This window comes from Streptomyces sp. NBC_00285 (genome assembly GCF_036174265.1).
Classification (GTDB): Bacteria; Actinomycetota; Actinomycetes; order Streptomycetales; family Streptomycetaceae; genus Streptomyces.
In genome coordinates this window covers 433,893-451,260 of sequence record NZ_CP108055.1, presented here as the reverse complement: position 1 = coordinate 451,260, position 17,368 = coordinate 433,893, and the positions used below count along the sequence as shown (strand labels likewise).

17 protein-coding genes and 1 pseudogene are annotated in these 17,368 nt (G+C 69.8%); 10 read left to right on the top strand and 8 right to left on the bottom strand.

The features are described from left to right. Positions 1 to 22: 22 nt before the first annotated feature. The 5 genes from OHT57_RS02255 (at position 23) to OHT57_RS02235 (ending at position 5,089) form a co-directional block, all read left to right on the top strand. Complete coding sequence (locus OHT57_RS02255) at positions 23 to 1,084, top strand: LLM class flavin-dependent oxidoreductase (RefSeq protein WP_328744129.1); 1,062 nt, start codon at positions 23 to 25, stop codon at positions 1,082 to 1,084. Continuing rightward, positions 1,084 to 1,743, top strand: coding sequence for a cysteine hydrolase family protein (locus OHT57_RS02250; RefSeq protein ID WP_328744128.1), 660 nt, complete (start codon positions 1,084 to 1,086; stop codon positions 1,741 to 1,743). The genes OHT57_RS02255 and OHT57_RS02250 overlap by 1 nt, the downstream gene beginning before the upstream one ends. Continuing rightward, on the top strand, positions 1,740 to 3,074 hold the full coding sequence (locus tag OHT57_RS02245) for an NtaA/DmoA family FMN-dependent monooxygenase (RefSeq protein WP_328744127.1): 1,335 nt from the start codon (positions 1,740 to 1,742) through the stop codon (positions 3,072 to 3,074). The genes OHT57_RS02250 and OHT57_RS02245 overlap by 4 nt, the downstream gene beginning before the upstream one ends. Position 3,075: 1 nt before the next feature. After that, on the top strand, positions 3,076 to 4,485 hold the full coding sequence (locus OHT57_RS02240) for an MFS transporter (RefSeq protein WP_328744126.1): 1,410 nt from the start codon (positions 3,076 to 3,078) through the stop codon (positions 4,483 to 4,485). 103 nt (positions 4,486 to 4,588) lie between these two features. Continuing rightward, a complete protein-coding gene (locus tag OHT57_RS02235) occupies positions 4,589 to 5,089 on the top strand; it encodes a flavin reductase family protein (protein WP_328744125.1) in 501 nt (166 codons plus the stop codon). Between the two features lie 350 nt (positions 5,090 to 5,439). On the opposite strand, the gene OHT57_RS02230 is transcribed toward OHT57_RS02235, so the two are convergent. Then, positions 5,440 to 6,705 carry a cellulase-like family protein gene (locus tag OHT57_RS02230; protein ID WP_328744124.1) on the bottom strand — a complete coding sequence of 422 codons (1,266 nt, stop codon included), beginning with the start codon at positions 6,703 to 6,705 and terminating at the stop codon, positions 5,440 to 5,442. A 76-nt stretch (positions 6,706 to 6,781) separates the two neighbouring features. On the opposite strand from OHT57_RS02230, the gene OHT57_RS02225 reads away from it, so the two are divergent. Further along, complete coding sequence (locus tag OHT57_RS02225) at positions 6,782 to 8,830, top strand: glycoside hydrolase family 2 protein (RefSeq protein ID WP_328744123.1); 2,049 nt, start codon at positions 6,782 to 6,784, stop codon at positions 8,828 to 8,830. 51 nt (positions 8,831 to 8,881) lie between these two features. Here OHT57_RS02225 and OHT57_RS02220 read toward each other — a convergent pair whose 3' ends face one another. From OHT57_RS02220 to OHT57_RS02200, 5 genes and pseudogenes are all read right to left on the bottom strand, one after another. Next, on the bottom strand, positions 8,882 to 9,715 hold the full coding sequence (locus tag OHT57_RS02220) for a carbohydrate ABC transporter permease (RefSeq protein ID WP_328753093.1): 834 nt from the start codon (positions 9,713 to 9,715) through the stop codon (positions 8,882 to 8,884). Positions 9,716 to 9,819: 104 nt separating this feature from the next. Further along, the gene (locus OHT57_RS02215; protein WP_328744122.1) at positions 9,820 to 10,749 is read right to left on the bottom strand and encodes a carbohydrate ABC transporter permease; all 930 of its coding nucleotides are present in this window, start codon (positions 10,747 to 10,749) and stop codon (positions 9,820 to 9,822) included. Further along, positions 10,746 to 12,098: an ABC transporter substrate-binding protein gene (locus OHT57_RS02210; RefSeq protein ID WP_328744121.1), complete on the bottom strand. Its 1,353-nt coding sequence runs from the start codon at positions 12,096 to 12,098 to the stop codon at positions 10,746 to 10,748. Before OHT57_RS02210 ends, OHT57_RS02215 begins: the two co-directional genes overlap by 4 nt. Positions 12,099 to 12,139: 41 nt before the next feature. After that, positions 12,140 to 12,427 (bottom strand): Beta-galactosidase C-terminal domain, encoded by a 288-nt coding sequence (locus OHT57_RS02205; RefSeq protein ID WP_328744119.1) that lies wholly within the window; start codon positions 12,425 to 12,427, stop codon positions 12,140 to 12,142. Next, positions 12,319 to 12,576, bottom strand: a pseudogene (locus OHT57_RS02200) (beta-galactosidase); the annotation flags it as partial. The gene OHT57_RS02205 and the pseudogene OHT57_RS02200, both read right to left, overlap by 109 nt. Before the next feature lie 492 nt (positions 12,577 to 13,068). Here OHT57_RS02200 and OHT57_RS02195 point away from each other — a divergent pair. The 4 genes from OHT57_RS02195 to OHT57_RS02180 all read left to right on the top strand — a co-directional run bounded on the left by OHT57_RS02195 (position 13,069) and on the right by OHT57_RS02180 (position 16,477). Then, positions 13,069 to 13,602: a 2,4'-dihydroxyacetophenone dioxygenase family protein gene (locus tag OHT57_RS02195; RefSeq protein WP_328744118.1), complete on the top strand. Its 534-nt coding sequence runs from the start codon at positions 13,069 to 13,071 to the stop codon at positions 13,600 to 13,602. Positions 13,603 to 13,663: 61 nt separating this feature from the next. Further along, positions 13,664 to 14,701 carry a 2,3-butanediol dehydrogenase gene (locus OHT57_RS02190; protein ID WP_328744117.1) on the top strand — a complete coding sequence of 346 codons (1,038 nt, stop codon included), beginning with the start codon at positions 13,664 to 13,666 and terminating at the stop codon, positions 14,699 to 14,701. After that, positions 14,698 to 15,417 carry an SDR family NAD(P)-dependent oxidoreductase gene (locus OHT57_RS02185; protein WP_328744116.1) on the top strand — a complete coding sequence of 240 codons (720 nt, stop codon included), beginning with the start codon at positions 14,698 to 14,700 and terminating at the stop codon, positions 15,415 to 15,417. The genes OHT57_RS02190 and OHT57_RS02185 overlap by 4 nt, the downstream gene beginning before the upstream one ends. Before the next feature lie 49 nt (positions 15,418 to 15,466). Further along, positions 15,467 to 16,477: a helix-turn-helix domain-containing protein gene (locus tag OHT57_RS02180; RefSeq protein ID WP_328744115.1), complete on the top strand. Its 1,011-nt coding sequence runs from the start codon at positions 15,467 to 15,469 to the stop codon at positions 16,475 to 16,477. Here the strand turns inward: OHT57_RS02180 and OHT57_RS02175 are convergent. Further along, a complete protein-coding gene (locus tag OHT57_RS02175) occupies positions 16,459 to 16,593 on the bottom strand; it encodes a hypothetical protein (protein ID WP_328744114.1) in 135 nt (44 codons plus the stop codon). The two genes, OHT57_RS02180 and OHT57_RS02175, sit on opposite strands and share 19 nt — an antisense overlap. Further along, positions 16,583 to 17,308: a hypothetical protein gene (locus tag OHT57_RS02170; RefSeq protein WP_328744113.1), complete on the bottom strand. Its 726-nt coding sequence runs from the start codon at positions 17,306 to 17,308 to the stop codon at positions 16,583 to 16,585. The genes OHT57_RS02175 and OHT57_RS02170 overlap by 11 nt, the downstream gene beginning before the upstream one ends. Positions 17,309 to 17,368: the final 60 nt, after the last annotated feature.

Sequence of the window (17,368 nt, the reverse complement as noted above, 5' to 3'; positions counted from 1 at the left end):
CCACCACGGAAAGGCCCGCAACGTGCCCACGAAAGAGTACGGAATCTTCCTCCCCATCGGGAACGGCGGCTGGATGCTGTCCACGACCGCGCCCCACCCCGAAGCGAACTACGCCTGGAACAAGCGCGCAGCCCTGCACGCCGAGACCATCGGCCTCGACTTCGTCATGTCGATGGCGAAGTGGCGGGGCTTCGGCGGCAGCACCGACCACTGGGGCCGTTCGCTCGAGTCGATGACCATGATGGCCGCCCTCGCCGAGGCGACCAGCCGGGTCAAGATCTGGGCGACCATGCACGCGAACGTCCACAACCCCGCCGTCGCCGCGAAGATGTACGCCACCCTCCAGGACATCTCCGGTGGCCGCGCCGGAATGAACATCGTCAACGGCTCCTACGCGGGCGAGTTCGAACAGTTCGGCGAGTGGGACGCGAGTCTGAGCCACGCGGAGCGCTACCGGATGACGGAGCTGTGGACGGAGGCCGTCACCCGGCTGTGGACCGAGGACTCCGTGACGCTGCGCACGCCCTACTTCGACCTCGTCGACTGCGAGTCACGCCCGCATCCGGCCACCCCTCCGACCCTCATCAACGCGGGCCGGTCGGAAGACGCCCGGCGCTTCCAGGCCAAGTACGCCGACGGCGCCTTCCTCGCCGCTGAAAGCCTCGACGAGATGCGGATGCTCTCGGCGGACGTCCACGAGCGGGCGAAGGCCCATGGACGCGTCTGCAAGACCTACTCGATGCTCACCGTCGTCCAGGACGAGACCGACGAACGGGCCGCCGAGAAGGCGCGGGAGTGGGGCGCGGGCCTGGACCGCGAGGCGCTCGCCCGGATGCGCAGCACCTGGGGCATCCCCGTGGATCAGGCCCGCGCCTGGGCCGACGGGGCGGACGGCGAGGCGGCGTTCCAGACCCCGTATGTCGCGGGATCGGCGCGGACGGTCACCGAGCACATCGAGTACATCGTGCGCGAGGCCGACCTCGACGGGCTCATGCTGATCTTCCCGGAGTACGACGAGGACATGCTGCTGTTCGGCGAGACCGTGCTGCCCGCGCTGCGCGCCCACGACGAGGTGGCGCTCTGATGCCCGACCTGCGCGAAAGACAACTCGCCCGCCTCGTCCGCCCCGGCAGCAGTCCCGCGCTGGTCGTGGTCGACGTACAGGCCGACTTCGCCGACCCCGACCGCCTGGCGGGACACGGACTGACGGAGGCCGCGCTCGCGGCGCTGGACCGGGCCGTCACCCGTGTCGGCGCCCTCGTCGACGCCGCGCGGGCCCACCACGTACCCGTTGTCTGGGTCGAGTTGGGCAGTGACCCGGCCCGCCCCTGGCGAGCGAGCAACTGGCTGCGCGGGGGCGATTACGACGCCCCCATGAGCCCGGACGAGCCGTGCGTCCTCAGCACCGCGGGAGCCGAGTGGTACCGGCTGCGCCCCGCCGAGGGGGAGCCGCGCGTGGTCAAGCGCGGCTACAGCGGGTTCCTCGGCACCGACCTCGACGCCCGGCTGCGCGCGGCCGGCCACGACTGGCTCACCGTCGTGGGCCTGACGAGCGAGTGCTGCGTCCAGGCGACCGCCCTGGACGCCGTCCAACTCGACTGGCCCGTCGTCGTCCCCCGCGACGCCACGGCCGCCTACGACCTCGACGTCAACACTGCGGCCCTCGTCCAGCTGGGCCTCAACGTGGCCGTGCTCAGCGACACGGACGAGGTCGTCGAACTGTGGAAGAAGGTGGCGCCATGACCGGCATGCACATCGGCTACGACCTCTCCTTCACCCACACCGAGGGGGCGTGGGCACGACAGGGCTCGTGGAGCGGGACGGACTTCCCCGACATCCGCATGTACATGGAGCTCGCGCGGACCGCCGAGCGCGCCGGCGTCGGAATGCTGTTCTTCGGCGACGGCAGCGGCATCCCCAGCACATGGCGGGGGAGTATCGAACCGGCCGTGGAGTGGGGCATACAGTGGCCGCGCCACGACATGTCACCGGTCATCGCGGCCATGTCCACGGTGACCGAGAGGATCGGCTTCGGGCTGACCTACTCCTCGACGTTCATGCACCCCTTCTACGTCGCCCGGCTGCTGAACTCGCTGGACCACGTGACGAACGGCCGCATCGCCTTCAACGTGGTCGCCTCCACCCGCGGCGCGGACGCGGCGAACTACGGCTTCAACCAGCTGATGGACCACGGCCTGCGGTACGAGCGGATGGAGGAGTTCGTCGCGGTCTGCCGCGCGCTGTGGGACTCGGTGGCACCCGACGCCATCGTGCGCGACCGCAGCACAGGCCGGTTCGCCGACCCCTCGAAGGTGCATCCGATCGACCACGAGGGGAAGTTCTTCACCGTCAAGGGCCCCCTGGCGTCCGTACCCAGTCCGCAGCACCACCCGCTCGTCGTCCAGGCCGGCAACTCGCCCCGCGGCATCACCGCATCAGCCCGGCTCGCCGATCTCGTCTTCGGCTTCGGCGGCAGCCTCGCGGGACAGCAGCGTCACCGCGACCTGCTCGACCAGGCACTGCGCTGTGAGGGACGGGACCCCGCGCGCGTGGGCATCCTCTGGGCCACCCAGGTGATCGTCGGCCGCACGACGGCCGAGGCGCTGGCCCGGCGGGACTCGGTGCACGAGTTCTGGAACGAGGAGGCAGTCGCCACCTACCTGTCGCACAACGCCGGCTACGACTTCTCGACGCTGCCGGAGTCGTTCCGCCTGGCCGAGCTGCGCGACGAGATCCTCGCCGCCAACGCCTCGCCCGCGGGTCTCGTCGGCTCGCTCGTCGCGGAACTCGGCGAGAACCACACGATGAGCCGCGGCGAGTTCTTCGCACACGGCCGCGGCCATGCGACGGGCCTCGACCACAGCATCGTCGGGGACCCCGACACCGTCGCCGACGCACTGCAGGACAACTTCGCCGCCACCGGAGCGCGCGGCGGCTACATGTTCTCCTGCCCGGCGGCCATGCCCTCGGGCTTCGGCGAGATCAGCGAACTGCTGCTGCCCGAACTGCGCCGCCGCGGCGCCCTCGCCCCGGCCTACCCCGGTGCCACACTGCGCGAGAACCTGGCGGTGTGAGATGACCGCGGGAAACCCGCGACGCCACTGGCTCGCCCTCGGCAGCCTGTGCGCGGGGTTCTTCATGCTGCTGGTGGACAGCACCGTCACCTCGGTCGCGCTGCCCGCGCTGGCCGGCGGGCTGCACACCGATGAGACCACCGCGATCTGGGTCAACAGCGCCTACCTCATCGCCTACGCCGTCCCCCTGATCATCGCGGCACGGCTGGGCGACCGCTACGGCCACCGCAGGGTCCTCCTGGCCGGACTCACCCTCTTCACGCTCGGGTCGCTGCTGTGCGCGCTGGCCCCCACCGTCGAGGTACTCGTCGCATGGCGGGTGGCCCAGGGTGTCGGTGCCGCGTTGATGACGCCGCAGAGCCTCACCATCATCAAGGCACTGTTCCAGCCGCCGCACCTGGCCACTGCGCTCGGCGTGTGGGGCGCGGTCGGCGGAGCCGCGGTGGCCGCCGGCCCGTTGCTCGGCGGTCTGCTCGTCGCCGTCGGCGGCTGGCCCGCCGTGTTCTGGGTCAACGTCCCCGTCGGCATCGCCACCACGGCTGCCGTGGTCGCGTTCGTCCCCACCCTGCCCCGGCAGGGGGCGAGCATCCCGGTGTGGGCCATCTGCGCCAACGCCACGGGCATCGGCGCACTCGTGCTCGGTGTCCAGGGCACGGACGCCGCGAGCCCCACCGCACTGGGGGTGCCGCGCTGGCTGCTCGCCCTCGCCGGCGTGCTGGTCGTCGCAGCCGTGGTCCGGCTGCAGCGGCACGACGGGAAACGCGCACTGGTGCCGGTCGCCCTGCTGCGCAGCCGCGGGTTCGTCACCGCCGCCGGGGGAGGCGCCGCCGCGGCCTTCTGCTCCGGCTCGGTCATGATCCCGCTGATGCTCTACCTCCAGCAGGAGCGCGGTCTGACTCCCGGCACGGCGGCCTACACCCTCGTACCGATGGGCGTGGTGTGCCTGTTCGGCGCTCCGCTCTCGGCCCGGCTCAACAACGCGACGGGCACACGAACGGTCGCCCTCATCGGCTCGTCCGCCCTCGTCCTGTCCATCGGAGCGTCGGCGGTCCTCGTCGCGGCCGACGCACCGGTGCCCGCACTGGCCGCCGTCTTCGCAGTGTACGGAGTGGCCAACTCGTTCGTCTGGTCACCGCTGTCGATCGCCGCGGTCACCGAGGTCGCCCCGGACGACGTCGGAGCGGCATCGGGAGCCTTCAACGCCGTCAAGCAACTCGGCGCCGTCCTGGGCAGTGCGATCTGCGCCGTCCTCCTCGCCGGATCCGGCTACGCGCTCACCCTGGGCGGCCTCGCCGCCGTAGGACTGCTCTGCCTCCTGGCCTGTGCCCTCCTCCGGGACGGCAGTCCCGGGACCGTGCCCGCGGCGGAGCCCACGTCCTCAACAGCCCCGATCACCACAGGAGTTGCCTGATGAAGGCCATCGACTCCACCTACACGACGGACGACTCGCTGACCCGCTGGGTCAGCCAGTGGGGTTCGATCGTGCTCGACGCAGCGCAGACGGGAGTACAACGATGACCGCATCAAGGAGCCTCACCACCGATCACGCCGAGGTGAAGAGGGCGTTCGCCGCGTTCCCCTCCGGAGTCGCGGCCGTCTCGGCACACGTCCACGGCGAACCCGCCGTGATCGTCGTCTCGTCGTTCACCGTGGGGGTCTCCCTCCACCCGCCCATGGTCTCCTTCGCCGTGCAGCACACCTCGACGACCTGGCCGATGCTGTCCCGCGCGGACACCGTGGGAGTCTCGATCCTGGGCGAGAACCACACCGACAAGACCCGGCAACTCGCCTCCCCCGCCAAGGAGGACCGGTTCGACGGCGTCGACACGGTCCAGGCGCCGTCCGGCGCGATCTTCCTCGACGGCGCGCCGGTCTGGCTGGAATGCGCCGTCGAGCACCGCTACCCGGCCGGCGATCACGACATCATCGTGCTGCGTGTGCTGGCCATGCTGACGGACGACGACCACAGACCGCTCGTCTGGCACCGGCAGACGCTGAAGATGTTGAACGGCTGAGTCGATCCCGGCTTCCCTGTGTGGTGCGGGAGTCGATGCCGTTGACGGCGCGCGTGGACGGGCACGGGACGTTCGAGTCCTGGCACGGTCACCCTCGTCCTCGGTCGGGACGGGAGCCCACAGCCCGTCTCCGACGCCGTGCTCGACGGGTCCGCCGTGACCGGGGGAGTCGACGGCCGCTGCCGACCCGCCGACGTGGGGGGCGCCGGGATCCAGGAGGAGGCGGGTCGAGGCATCGCGCGGGCCGCTCCGGGGGCTGGTGACCGTCTGCTCCGATGCCCGCCCCGACCGCGTGCACGTCCTGCTCGACCACTTTGCCGCCCCGGTTGTGGGCCGCCTTCGGGTCGGGTTCAGCCCGCGGTGATACGGGAGTTGACCCGTCGCATCCAGTCCCGGTCGGTGTGCCACATGGGGTGGTGCGGGGCCGCGTTGGAGGTCAGGACGAGGCCCTGGAAGCCCGCCGCGAGGCAGCGGTCGACGACGAACTCCGCGATGTCCTTGCCGACGGCGTCCTCCTCGAAGCGTGTCAGCAGCGGGGTGTAGCCGACGATTCCTTCGCCGAGGACGGCGGGAACACCGCGGCGACGGGCGAACTCGGCGACGGAGTCGACCCACCCGGCCAGCGTCTCGCGCATGGCGTCCCGGTGCGTCGCGTAGTTCTCGTAGAGCCAGAGGTCCCAGCGGTCGGGGTCCACCCAGTCGTGTGCGTAGAACAGTTCGCGCGGTATCCCGGTGGCGGCCAGCCGCCAGGGCTCGTCCGGCTGGTAGTCGGCGAAGGCGGGCGCGTCGGGGCGCAGCATGGCGGCCAGTTCGGGGGTGGGCCAGGCGGCCGTATCGGGCGCCGCTTCGGTGCCGTGGCCGAGACCCACCGCCTCGTAGAGCGCGCCGAGCACGCCGTAGACGTAGAAGTGGAAGTGCGCGAGCTGGGCCTGCTCCGGCAGGTCCTGGAGCTCGTCCGGCCACGGCTCCCCCAGGGAGTAGGTGGCGGGGATGTCAGGGTGGCGGGTCTGCAGCAGCTTCACGGCGCGTTCGAGGGGCCCGCGCAGCCGGGCGTAGTGGCCGGGGGTGCCGTCGGCCGGTACGAGGGAGCAGTTGTCGACCTCGTTGTGCACCTCGACGTAGGCGACGCGGTCGGCGAGACCGCGCTCGGTGAGGAAGTCCAGCAGTCCCGCGAGCGCTTCGGCCACCGCCTCGGCGCGGTCCGGGCCGGGGACCGCGGCCAGGGCGCGGTGCCAGGCGTCGGTGTCGGCGAAGCTGGGGGACTGCTGGTACTCCCAGGAGGACACGATCACCTTGCAGTCATGGCGGGCCGCCGCCTCGAACAGCTCGACGAGGCGGCGGCGGCCGTCCAGCGGGTAACCGCCGCGCACGTTGTACCAGCGGGTGCGCTGCCCGAACTGCTCGCCCAGGCCGCGTATTTGGAGCGAGTCCGGCTCCTCGACGCGTCCGGAGAACAGCAGGAAGGGCATCGCGCAGATGCGCACGGTGTTGAAGCCCCGGTCCACCGCCTCGGCGAAGGCGCGGTCGAGGTCGGCGAACGGCTCACCGGGGCCCGCCTGGGTGTACCAGCTGAAGTCCCAGAGGGTGATGGTCATGGTCTGCTGCGGTGTGGTCATGAGGGCACGTTAACCCAGTTCATTATTTATGAATAATCCTTGACAGGGGTGGCGGGACTGCCCAGGCTCATGTGCCATGACCGAATCCACCCACCCGTCCCGGCGTACCGTCGTGACGGCACTCGGCGCCGCCGCCTTCGTCGCCCTGCCCGCCTGGCCGGCGACCGCGCAAGCCGCGCACGGCACGGCGGCCGCCGCTGCGAACGGCCCGGTGCTCGACACCCACCCGGCCACCGAGCCCTCCGGCACCCATGTGCGTGACATCGGCGGCACCAACGTCGTCTTCCAGTACGGTGCGGTCCTCCCCGCCTTCGACAGCTGGCGCACCCATGAGCCCACCCGTGAGTACCTGTCCCTCGACAAGAAGTGGCGCTTCCGCTTCGACCCCGACGACCACGGGCTCGATGAGGGCTGGCAGTCGGCCCACCACGACGACAAGGCGTGGGGCCGCATCGGTGTCCCATCGGCCTGGGACCTGCTGGACACTCCCGGATTCGGCTCGGAGAGCGGCCCGTTCGCCCAGGGCACCGCGTTCAACGACGGCTACGCCTGGTACCGCACCACCGTCGACGTACCCGGATCCTGGCGTGCCCGGCACGTACGTATCGCCTTCCTCGCCGCCGGGTACAGCGCCGAGGTCTGGCTCGACGGCAGGCATCTCGGCAAGCACGAGGGCGCCAACTCCCCCTTCGCGCTGCCGGTGGCGGGGGCGCTCAGGCCGGGAACACGTCAGACGATCGCCGTCCGCGTCTTCCGCAGGGCGAGCTACACCGACTACACCGACTCGACACCCCAACCGGTCACGGACGACCACGAGCTGCCGTACAAGCCCGTCGACTACTGGCCCTACGCGGGCCTGACCCGGTCCGCCTGGATCGAGGCGGTCCCGCAGGTCACCATCGCCAAACTCCTGGCCGTCGGCGCGAACGGGCGCCTCGAGGCACGCGCGGTCGTCGAGAACCACGGCGCAGACGACTTCGACGGCCGCCTGACGCTCGAGCCCGGCCGGGAAAGCGGCGGCCGGCCCGTCGTGGTCGCGGCCCGGATCGCCGCCCGCTCGGCGGGAGTGGTCCGTGTCTCGGTCCCGATACCCCACGCCCCCCGCTGGAGCCCGGCCTCCCCGCACACGCTCACCGCTCGGGCCACCCTCACCGCCGGGCGGCACTCGGGCCCGCGCGTGGACACGCTGTCCACCGGGTACGGCGTGCGTGAACTGACCATCACTGGCGCCCAGTTGCGGCTGAACGGCAAACCGCTGTTCCTCAAGGGGCTCAACTGGCACGAGGAGACGGCCGCGCACGGCAGGGCGATGACCCCGGCCGAGTACGACCGCGAACTGGGCCAGGTGACGGCGGTGGGCGCCAACTTCATCCGCAACTGCGTCTACAACCGCCACCCGTACGTCTACGACTGGGCGGACGAGCACGGTGTGCTGGTGATGGACGACATCGACACCATGTGGCTCAACACCTCCCAGGAGAAGCTCCAGACCGAGCGCTACGGCCTCGCCCGCGCCCTCGCCCTGACCATGGCGTGGAACCAGCACAACCACCCCTCGGTGATCCTGTGGGGACTCCAGAACGAGTCGGAGATCGACGCCGCCGGCGCCCCGGTCTACCGGGCCTGGCTCGCCGACCTCAAGGCGGCCGTGAAGGCGGTCGACCTCACCGCCCGCCCCGTGACCTGGGCCTCCAGCACCAGCAACGACCCCGCCTTCGACCTCGCCGACGTGATCGGGTTCAACGAATACTTCGGCTACTTCTACGGCAAGGACGCCGACCTCGGCCCCACGCTCGACGCGGTCCACGCGAAGTATCCCGGCAAGCCGATCCTGATCACCGAGAACGGCACCTGGTCCATTGCCGGCACCCACGGCCCCGACACCACACAGGGCACCGAGGAGTGGCAGGCGGCGAGCTTCACCGCCCACTGGGCACAGGTCGCCGCACGCAGCGACTTCGTCACCGGCTTCACGTACTGGGTGCTCAAGGACTATAAGCAGCGGGCCGGGTACAACCAGGCCTACAACGGCATCTCCGTCATGGGGCTGCTCACCTTCGGGGACGAGCGCCCCAAGCTCGTGCACGACGCCTTCCGCAAGGCGGTCATACCCACCGGCAGATGACGCCGAATAAGGGGGGAGGGGCAACTCAGCCCCTCCCCCCTTATTCGGCTTTCAGCCCTTGACGCTGCCCTGGGTCAGACCGGAACGCCAGTAGCGCTGGAGGACGAGCATCGCGGCGGCCAGCGGGAGGATCGACAGGAACGCTCCGCCCACCGTGAGCTGATAGAGCTCGGGATACCGCTGCGCCTGCGACTGCCAGGTGGTCAGGCCCAGGGTCAGGGGGTACTTGCGGTCGTCGGAGAGCATGACCAGCGGCATGAAGTAGTTGTTCCAGATTCCGACGAACTGGAAGAGGAACACGGTCACCAGCGCGGGCGTCATCGTGCGCAGGACGAGGGTCCTGAAGATCCGCAACTCGCCGGCGCCGTCGACCCGTGCCGCCTCCAGCATCTCCATGGGTACCGCCGCCTCGGCGTAGATGCGGCACAGGTACACCCCGAACGGACTGACCATGCTGGGGATCAGCACGGCCCAGTAGGTGTTGGTCAGGCCCACTTTGCTGAACAGCAGGTACAAGGGGAGTGCGAGCGCGGTGCTGGGCAGCAGCACACCGGCGAGCACGACCTTGAAGACCGCCTCACGTCCGCGGAAGCGGTACACGGCGAGGGCGTACCCGGCCGCGCACGCCAGCAGGGTCGCCAGGGCGCCGCCGATCCCCGCGTACAGGAAGCTGTTCCACGTCCAGTTCCAGAAGACGCCGTCGTCGTAGGAGAAGACCTGCGACAGATTGTGCAGCCACTGCGGGTCGGAGAACCACAGCCCGAAACTGCCGAAGAGATCCGCACTGCTCTTGGTGGAGGCCACCACCAGCCAGTAGACGGGCAGCAGGAAGTAGAGGGCCGCCACCGCGAGCAGGGCGACCACCAGGATCCGCGATGGTTTCACCCTGCCGCGGGGCCGGCCGCCACGGCCGCCACGGCCGGCCCCGGCGGACCGGGAGGCGTCGGGGGGAACGACGGCCGTCTTCGTCGTCTGCGGTGTGGACACGCTCACCGTGCCCCCCTTTCCTTACGGTTCACCAGGCTGAGGAAACCGAAGGACAGCACGCTCGCGACCAGCGCGAGGATCACCGACTCGGCCGCGGCGAGGTAGATGTTGTTGTTGGAGAACGCCTCGTTGTAGGCGGCCAGGTTCGGTGTGTACGAGCTGGTGACCGTCGAGGTCAGCGGCTTGATGACCAGCGGCTCGGCGAACAGCTGCAGGGTGCCGATGATGGAGAACACGGCGGTGAGCACGAGGGCGGGCCGGGCCAGCGGCAGCTTGATCCTGACCGCCGTCTGCCAGGAACTGGCCCCGTCGATGCGCGCGGCCTCGTAGAGCTCCTGCGGGATCGACTTGAGCTGCGCGACGATCACCAGCATGTTGTAGCCCGTGAACTCCCAGATCACGATGTTGGCGATCGACCACAGCACGCCGTGGTAGCCGAGGAAGTCGGGAGCGAGACCGACCCTGTCGAGCAGGTCGACGAGGGGACTGACGCCCGGCACGTACAGGAAGCCCCACAGGATCGAGGCGATGACGCCGGGGACGCCGTACGGCAGGAAGTAGGCGGCTCGCAGGACGCCCGACCAGCGCTGCGAGAGCGTGTCGAGGACCAGCGCCAGCGTGGTCGCCAGCAGCAGCATCACGGGGACCTGCACGATGCCGAAGAGCAGCACCCGGCCGAAGCTCTCCAGGAAGTCCGACTGCTGCAGCGCGAGGGTGTAGTTGTCCAGCCCGGCGAAGCCGATGCTCGCCGGGCCCAGGCCCAGCGGCCCCGAACGGATCGGCTTCAGCAGGCTTTCGTAGACCGCGTAGCCGAGCGGGATGACGAAGACGAACAGGAAGAGGGCCACGAAGGGAAGGAGGAATCCCCAGGCGGCGCGGTCCGGTCGCGGGGTGCGCTGCCGGCGGCCGAGGACAGAGGTCGTGCTGCTCATGACTGGCTCCTCGCCTTCAGGCACTTGGCCAGCAGGTCGTCCACAGTGCGTTTCTGCGCGTCGGCCAGAGCCGAGGCGAGGGTGCCGTCTCCCGCCATGGACGCGCCGAAGGCGTCGCCGAGGTGGGCGAAGTCGGCATCCGTGGTGGGTGACCACTTCCAGGAGGTGTCGATGGCCCGGTCGGACGCGGCGAAGACGTCGTTGTACCGCTGTCCGCCGAAGAACGGGTCGGGCTTGTCGAGGGCGGATCCGCGGAAGATGCCGGTGGCGGCGGGCCAGCCGTAGCCGGCGGCGATGTTGAGGTCGACGGCCTTGGGGTCGGAGTTGATCCAGTGCGCGAACTGCAGCGCCTCACGCGGGTGCCTGCTGCCCTGCAGCACGGCGGTGGACGCTCCGCCCCAGTTGGCGGAGGCGTTCTCCCCCGCTTTCCACTGGGGGAGGGGGGCGGCCCGCCACTTTCCCTTGGTGCCCGGTGCGTTGCCGCGCAGCAGGGCGTCGCCCCACTGGGGGCCGATCCAGGTGACGACCTGCCCGGTCTGCAGCTGCCGGTACCAGGCACTGGAGAGGTCGGGTTCGGCGAAGACGAGGTCGTCGCGGACCATCCGCTCCCAGAACTCCGCGACCTCGCGGGAGGGGTCGTCGTTCATGTCGACGATCCAGGTGTCGTCCTGGGTGCGCACCCAGTGCGACCCGCGCTGCCAGCACAGCGCGGCGAACCAGGCAGGTGAGTTGGGGTTGAACGCGCTGATCCTGGCACCGTTGCCGCGGGCCTTGACCACGCGGGCGGCCCGCTCGAAGTCGGCCCACGTGGCGGGCGTTTCCAGGCCCCACTTCGCGAGGAGATCCTGGCGGTGGAAGAGTCCCATCGGGCCGGACGCCTGGGGGATGGTGTGGACCCGGCCGCCGAAGACGCCCTGGTTCCACTGCCAGGGCACATAGCTGTCGCGCAGCGCGTCGGCCCCGTAACGGCTCAGGTCCGTCAGGCCGTTGACCAGCATGAAGGCGGGAAGCTCCTGGTACTCCACCTGCGCCAGGTCCGGCGGGTTGCCGGCCGACAGGGCGGAGTACATCTTCTGGTAGCCGCCCTGGGTGCTCGCCGGGATGGTCTGCATCTCGACGTGGATGTCGGAGTGCGTCCGGTTCCACAGGTCGACGGTCTTCTGCATCGGTACCCAGGTCCAGAAGACGAGATTCACCTTCTGGCCGGGACGGGTGGATTCCTGCCGGGTCGTGCGGGCGGCCCCGACGGTCTGCCCGCAGGCGGTGAGGGCCGGAAGAGCGGCGAGTGCTCCGGCCGCCCCGGCACCCCAGCGAAGGACCGACCTCCGTGAGGGGGGTGAGCTGTTCATGTACGTCCCTTACGTCCCTTGTCTGCGGCTCGATCGGTGGTCTACGGCTCGATCAGTACGGCTACTCCGGCTCCCGGCAGCGTGATGCGGTCGGTGGGGGCCGCCTGCCGGGCCAGGGCGTCGGTCATCGGTGCGGGGAGCCCGACTTCGACCTCTTCCTGCCCGTGGTTCAGCAGGAAGGCGAACCGTCCGCCGTCGCCCGCGCGGACGGTCGCCTGGACGTGCTCGGGCAGGCCGGGAAACGGCGGCCGTCGGCGGTCTCGGGGAGCACCTCCGGGTGCAACCGGGACAGCCAGGGCGGCGCAGACGCCGTCATGGTGGGCGGGCATACGGCCACGCCGGCTCCGGCGGGGTTGTCCATGACCCGGTCGAACCAGGTGAAGTCGTATTCCCCGGGCCTCGGTTCCACCCTGGCCCAGGACAAGATCCCGGCCGTCACCGGGGAGACGCCCGCCTCCTTCATCGCCGAAGGCGATTCCGGCCGGGCGCAGGCGCCGCCGGGCGTCGATCGGTACTGAAGGTGCCTGTTGCATGCCGGTCAGCTTGGATCGGCGTCGCCACCCCGTCAAGATATATTCTTAATTAATTGAAACAGCTAGGGTGGGCCGCGAGCAGCCACAAGGGGAGACGCACACGATGGCGAGTGACACGTCAGGCAAGACGCTCATCACGGACATCGAGGACAACGGCAGACGCGCGGAGTCAGGACGCGTTCGACGCTGATCCCGCCCTGGGCGAACACGGGCCCGTACGAGCAGGACCGTCACAACGCCCCGACAGGCCGGCAGCCGGCGGGACCCTGGAACCGGCCTCCACAACTCCGCAGCCGTCCCGGACGGGCGCGAGCCTGATCGTGCCCGCCACCGCGGATGTCCCAGATCGGCAAGCACCGAGGTCCGCCACGGGAAAGACGGCACCGAACCCGTCGCGATTCACTCCGGGAGGTCCGCGACAAAAGGGAGCCGCTCACATGCCCGACACACCTACCGGCGAGTTCTGGAAAGACCTCAGGCCGATCGAGAACTCCTTGCGCCCCGATGCCCTCCCCGAGGTCTACCTGTCCAAGGTCGCCACCGACGACGACCGCTACTACGTGCCGTTCACCGAGACCGTCGGCTCCCGCCCCCTGTGGATCAACGTCAAGGACAACAGCTGGGCCGACATCCTGAGAGCCAAGGAAGCCGGGCTCGTCAACCGGCACTACCACCCGCACGAGGTGTTCGCGTACACGATCTCCGGCAAGTGGGGCTACCTGGAACGGCCCTGGACGGCGACCGCCGGCGACTTCGTCTACGAGTCCCCGGGCGAGGGACACACGCTGGTCGCCTACGCCAGCGACGAGCCGATGAAGGCGTTCTTCATCGTCAAGGGCCCCCTCGTCTGGCTGGACGAGAAAGGCGAGCCCGACGGCTTCTTCGACGTGCACGACTACATCAAGATGTGCCGCGAGCACTACGAGAAGGTCGGCATCGGCGCCGACTACGTCAACTCCCTCTTCCGCTGAGCGATATGACCGGAACTGCCGTCGCGCCGCACACCAGCGACGAGGAAGCCGAGGAAGCCGTATGAAGGCGGCAATCTGGTACGGGGCCAAGGACGTCCGCGTCGAGGACGTGCCGGTGACGCCGCCCCGGCCCGGCGAGGTGACCATCGAGGTCGCCTACTGCGGCATCTGCGGCAGTGACCTGCACGAGTACGCCGACGGTCCGCACGCCATTCCCGTGGGCGATCCGCACCCGGAGTCCGGCGTGGCCGCTCCGCTCGTCCTGGGGCACGAGTTCTGTGGCACCGTCACCGAGGTGGGCGGCGGGGTCACCGGTGTCGTCCCGGGCGACCGAGTGGCGGTGGAGCCGCACTACCGGTGCGGCACCTGTCCGCGATGCCTCGCCGGGGAGTACAACATCTGCCGGCATTTCGGGTTCGCCGGACTCATGGGACACGGCGGGCTCGCCGAGCGCGTCACCCTGCCCGGATACATGCTGCACAGGCTGCCCGACGAGGTCTCCCTGGAACAGGCCGCGGTGTTCGAGCCGGCCGCCGTCGCTCTGCACGCGGTGCGCCGGGCCGGAATCCGCCCCGGCGAGACCGTCGCCGTCCTCGGGCTGGGCCCGATCGGGCTGCTCGTGACCCAGCTCGCGGTCTGTCACGGCGCCGGACGTGTCGTCGCCGCCGACCGGTCCGTGACCCGCCGCGAGCTGGCCGCTCGCCTGGGGGCCGCCGAGACGGGCGCGGACCTCGCCGACGTGGTCGGCGGCGAGGGAGCGGACGTGGTGTTCGAGGCGGTCGGTTCCGAGGACACTCTGCGTGCCTGCCTGGCCGCCACCCGACGCGGTGGGCGGGTGATGTTCCTCGGCCTGACGGGCACGGTCCGCCTGGACGCCTTCGCACTCGTGAACAACGAGCAGACGATCACCACCAGCGTGGGATATCGCAACGCCTACCCCGAGCTGATCCGCATGGTGGCCGAGGAAGGCGTCGAGTTCACGGGCATCGTCACATCCACCATTTCCCTGGAACACGTCGTACGGGACGGATTCGAGGCGCTGCTGCGCGGCGAGGAACAGGTCAAAGTGCTGGTACGACCGGGGGAGCAGCACCGGTGAGCGGCGAGTTCGCGGGGCGACGGGCCTTCGTGACCGGTGGTACGTCCGGGATCGGCGCGGCCACGGCCGTCCTCCTGGCCGCACTGGGCGCCGACGTGACCGCCCTGGGCCTGCCACCTGCCGACCCCGCCGAACTGCCTGACCACTCGCGCGTCCGTGTAGTGGAGCACGACGTGCTGGACCGTGCCGGGCTGACCGCTCTGCTGTCCGTGGAAGAGCGGTTGGACGCCCTGGTGAACTGCGCGGGCGTCAGCCACGACCGAGAGGAGTACGACCTCGCCCGCTGGCAGCGGGTCATCGACATCAACCTCACCGCCACCATGGCCGCCAGCCAGGCTGCCCGCCCTGCCCTGGCCGACAACGGCGGCGCCATCGTGAACGTTTCCTCGATGTTCGCCTTTTTCGGCAGCAGGGACCGGCCCGCCTACAGCGCGAGCAAGGGCGGCGTATCCCAGCTCACGAAGTCGCTGGCCGCCGAGTACGCGGCCGACGGCATCCGGGTCAACGCCGTCGCGCCCGGCTTCGTCATCACCCCGCTGGCCCGCGGGGTGCTCGACGACCCCGAGGCCACGGCCCAGGTGTTGGCCCGCATCCCGGCCGGGCGCCTGGGGCAGCCGCACGAGGTCGCCTCAGTGGTGGCATTCCTGTGCTCGTCGGCGGCCTCGTACGTCACCGGGGCAGTGGTCCCTGTGGACGGCGGCTACCTGGCGGTGTGATGTGACGCCTAAGCTCAGGCCCTCTGACCGCATGACCATGGGAGGTCACGTGTCCGTACCCTTCGTCATCTCCCGGGCCGCCACCGAGCACATCGCACCCGCCGAGCGCATCCACTACTGGGAGGACTACAACCACCAGGCGCTGGTGGGCCTGTCCTGCACCAGCTATTCCGAGCAGGGTCTGCTGGCCAGGCAGACCAACATCGAGCTGGGCGGGCTGCGCCTGGCCGACATCGCCGGCAACGCCCACGCCGTCGAGCGCAGCCCGAAGACGGTCAGGTCGGCGCCCAAGGACTCGGTGTTCGCGACCCTCCTGCTCAAGGGAGAGGCGGTGTTCCTGCACGAGAACGGCTGCCTCGCGGCCACGGCGGGTGAGCTGCTCGTCTACGACACCCGAAGGCCGTATCTGTTCGGGTTCTCCTCCTCGATGCGGCAGATCCTGGTCGACGTGCCGCATGACCTGTTCGAACAGGCGGGCGTGGGAGGCGGGTTGCCCGGGCCGATGCTGTTCGGACGGGGCACGGCGAGGGAGGGCGCGCTCGTGGCCGCGCTGAGCTCCCTGCTCGGCGGGGTGGCTGCCCTGAGCGGCGGGCCGCTGGGCCCCGCCGACGCGGAGGAGGCCGTGCTTGCTCTGCTGAGGCGACTCGCCGAGGAGCGTACGGGCGGGCGGCCGGGACCCGACGTCTACCGGTCGCAGCTGATGGTGGCGGAGGACTACATCGAACGGCGTCTGCACGATCCCTGTCTCGGGGCGGTGCAGGTGGCCGGCGTGATGGGTATCTCGGTACGCCACCTGGGGCGGATCTTCGAATCGACGGGCACGTCGCCGGCACGGCACATCGTGGAACGGCGCCTGGTCAGGGCGCATCAAGAACTCGTCGAACCCGATGCGCGCGAGACCAGGATCGCCGACGTCGCGCACCGGTGGGGGTTCTCCAGCCAGGCCCACTTCGCCCGCCTCTTCCGCTCCAGATTCGGCCTCACCCCGAGCGAGGCCCGGGCGGAGGCGAAGAAGTGCGCGCAGTCCCGGACCGCGAGCGGTCACCCCGACGAGCCGTAGCCCTCCCGGATGTTCCCGGCATGTGAAGCGACCACCCCGCTGGACCGCTCGCCCAGGCCGTCGCTGCCGAGGCAGGGTGTCGTCACCAGCGAGGCAAGCTCCTCGTCACTGATCATCGATCCGGTTCCGGACGACGCCAGTTGGTGCTGACTTTGTGGATGCCGCCAGCCAGGTCCGCCAGACGTGACGCGTATTGGGCACCTCGGGACGGTCCAGGAGCCAGAGAACATATCCGGCATGGCGCTGCGCCCATGGGTTGTCCGAACAGGCAGCTCTTTCCAGCCTGCTGCGCAGATCCTCACCGTCCACCGCCCGGGCCACGCGCACGTACTCGCGGTCCTTGCAGCGGTAGGGCCGTTGTACGACGATCTCGATCAGTTCCACGAGCTTGCTTCTGACCGTGTCATCGTGGTGCGCGGCAGCCATGTCTTGAATGAGATTCTCTTTCGTGCCCCACGACTTGGCATGCCGTGTCCACTCCTGCGGATATCTCGCCTCCCACTCCAGGAAGCACAGCGCGTAGGGAAGACCCGGCCAGGTGCCGATGTCGTGACCGGCCGGACGGTCCCACAACGCATCGGGCAGCGAATACCTCAGGGCCTTGAGATAGTTTCTGTGGGCTGCCTTCGGCCTCAGCGGATAAATTCGACGCCACATGTTGTTGAACCGCTGACGAGCGTCCTGGGTGTTCCGCTGGGCGTCAGCCTGACGGACAAGCGCCGCAGCACGTTCAGCCGGATCGTTTGCTATCAGCCCGAACGCCCACCCCAGCCGCTCGTGCCACACGTCGGCATCGTCCCCGCTCACATCCGAATCCGCATGCCTCTTCACCCGGCAGATCATGCACTACCTCAAGCCACCGTTGCCTTCATTTATCCCCGTCACGCACAG

What these genes read in the sequence shown, in the direction of transcription:
- OHT57_RS02250 (WP_328744128.1), top strand. Translation starts at nt 1,084, where the DNA reads ATGCCCGACCTGCGCGAAAGACAACTCGCCCGCCTCGTCCGCCCCGGC.
- OHT57_RS02245 (WP_328744127.1), top strand. Translation starts at nt 1,740, where the DNA reads ATGACCGGCATGCACATCGGCTACGACCTCTCCTTCACCCACACCGAG.
- OHT57_RS02240 (WP_328744126.1), top strand. Translation starts at nt 3,076, where the DNA reads ATGACCGCGGGAAACCCGCGACGCCACTGGCTCGCCCTCGGCAGCCTG.
- OHT57_RS02235 (WP_328744125.1), top strand. Translation starts at nt 4,589, where the DNA reads ATGACCGCATCAAGGAGCCTCACCACCGATCACGCCGAGGTGAAGAGG.
- OHT57_RS02230 (WP_328744124.1), bottom strand. Translation starts at nt 6,705, where the DNA reads ATGACCACACCGCAGCAGACCATGACCATCACCCTCTGGGACTTCAGC.
- OHT57_RS02225 (WP_328744123.1), top strand. Translation starts at nt 6,782, where the DNA reads ATGACCGAATCCACCCACCCGTCCCGGCGTACCGTCGTGACGGCACTC.
- OHT57_RS02215 (WP_328744122.1), bottom strand. Translation starts at nt 10,749, where the DNA reads ATGAGCAGCACGACCTCTGTCCTCGGCCGCCGGCAGCGCACCCCGCGA.
- OHT57_RS02210 (WP_328744121.1), bottom strand. Translation starts at nt 12,098, where the DNA reads ATGAACAGCTCACCCCCCTCACGGAGGTCGGTCCTTCGCTGGGGTGCC.
- OHT57_RS02205 (WP_328744119.1), bottom strand. Translation starts at nt 12,427, where the DNA reads ATGCCCGCCCACCATGACGGCGTCTGCGCCGCCCTGGCTGTCCCGGTT.
- OHT57_RS02195 (WP_328744118.1), top strand. Translation starts at nt 13,069, where the DNA reads ATGCCCGACACACCTACCGGCGAGTTCTGGAAAGACCTCAGGCCGATC.
- OHT57_RS02190 (WP_328744117.1), top strand. Translation starts at nt 13,664, where the DNA reads ATGAAGGCGGCAATCTGGTACGGGGCCAAGGACGTCCGCGTCGAGGAC.
- OHT57_RS02175 (WP_328744114.1), bottom strand. Translation starts at nt 16,593, where the DNA reads ATGATCAGTGACGAGGAGCTTGCCTCGCTGGTGACGACACCCTGCCTC.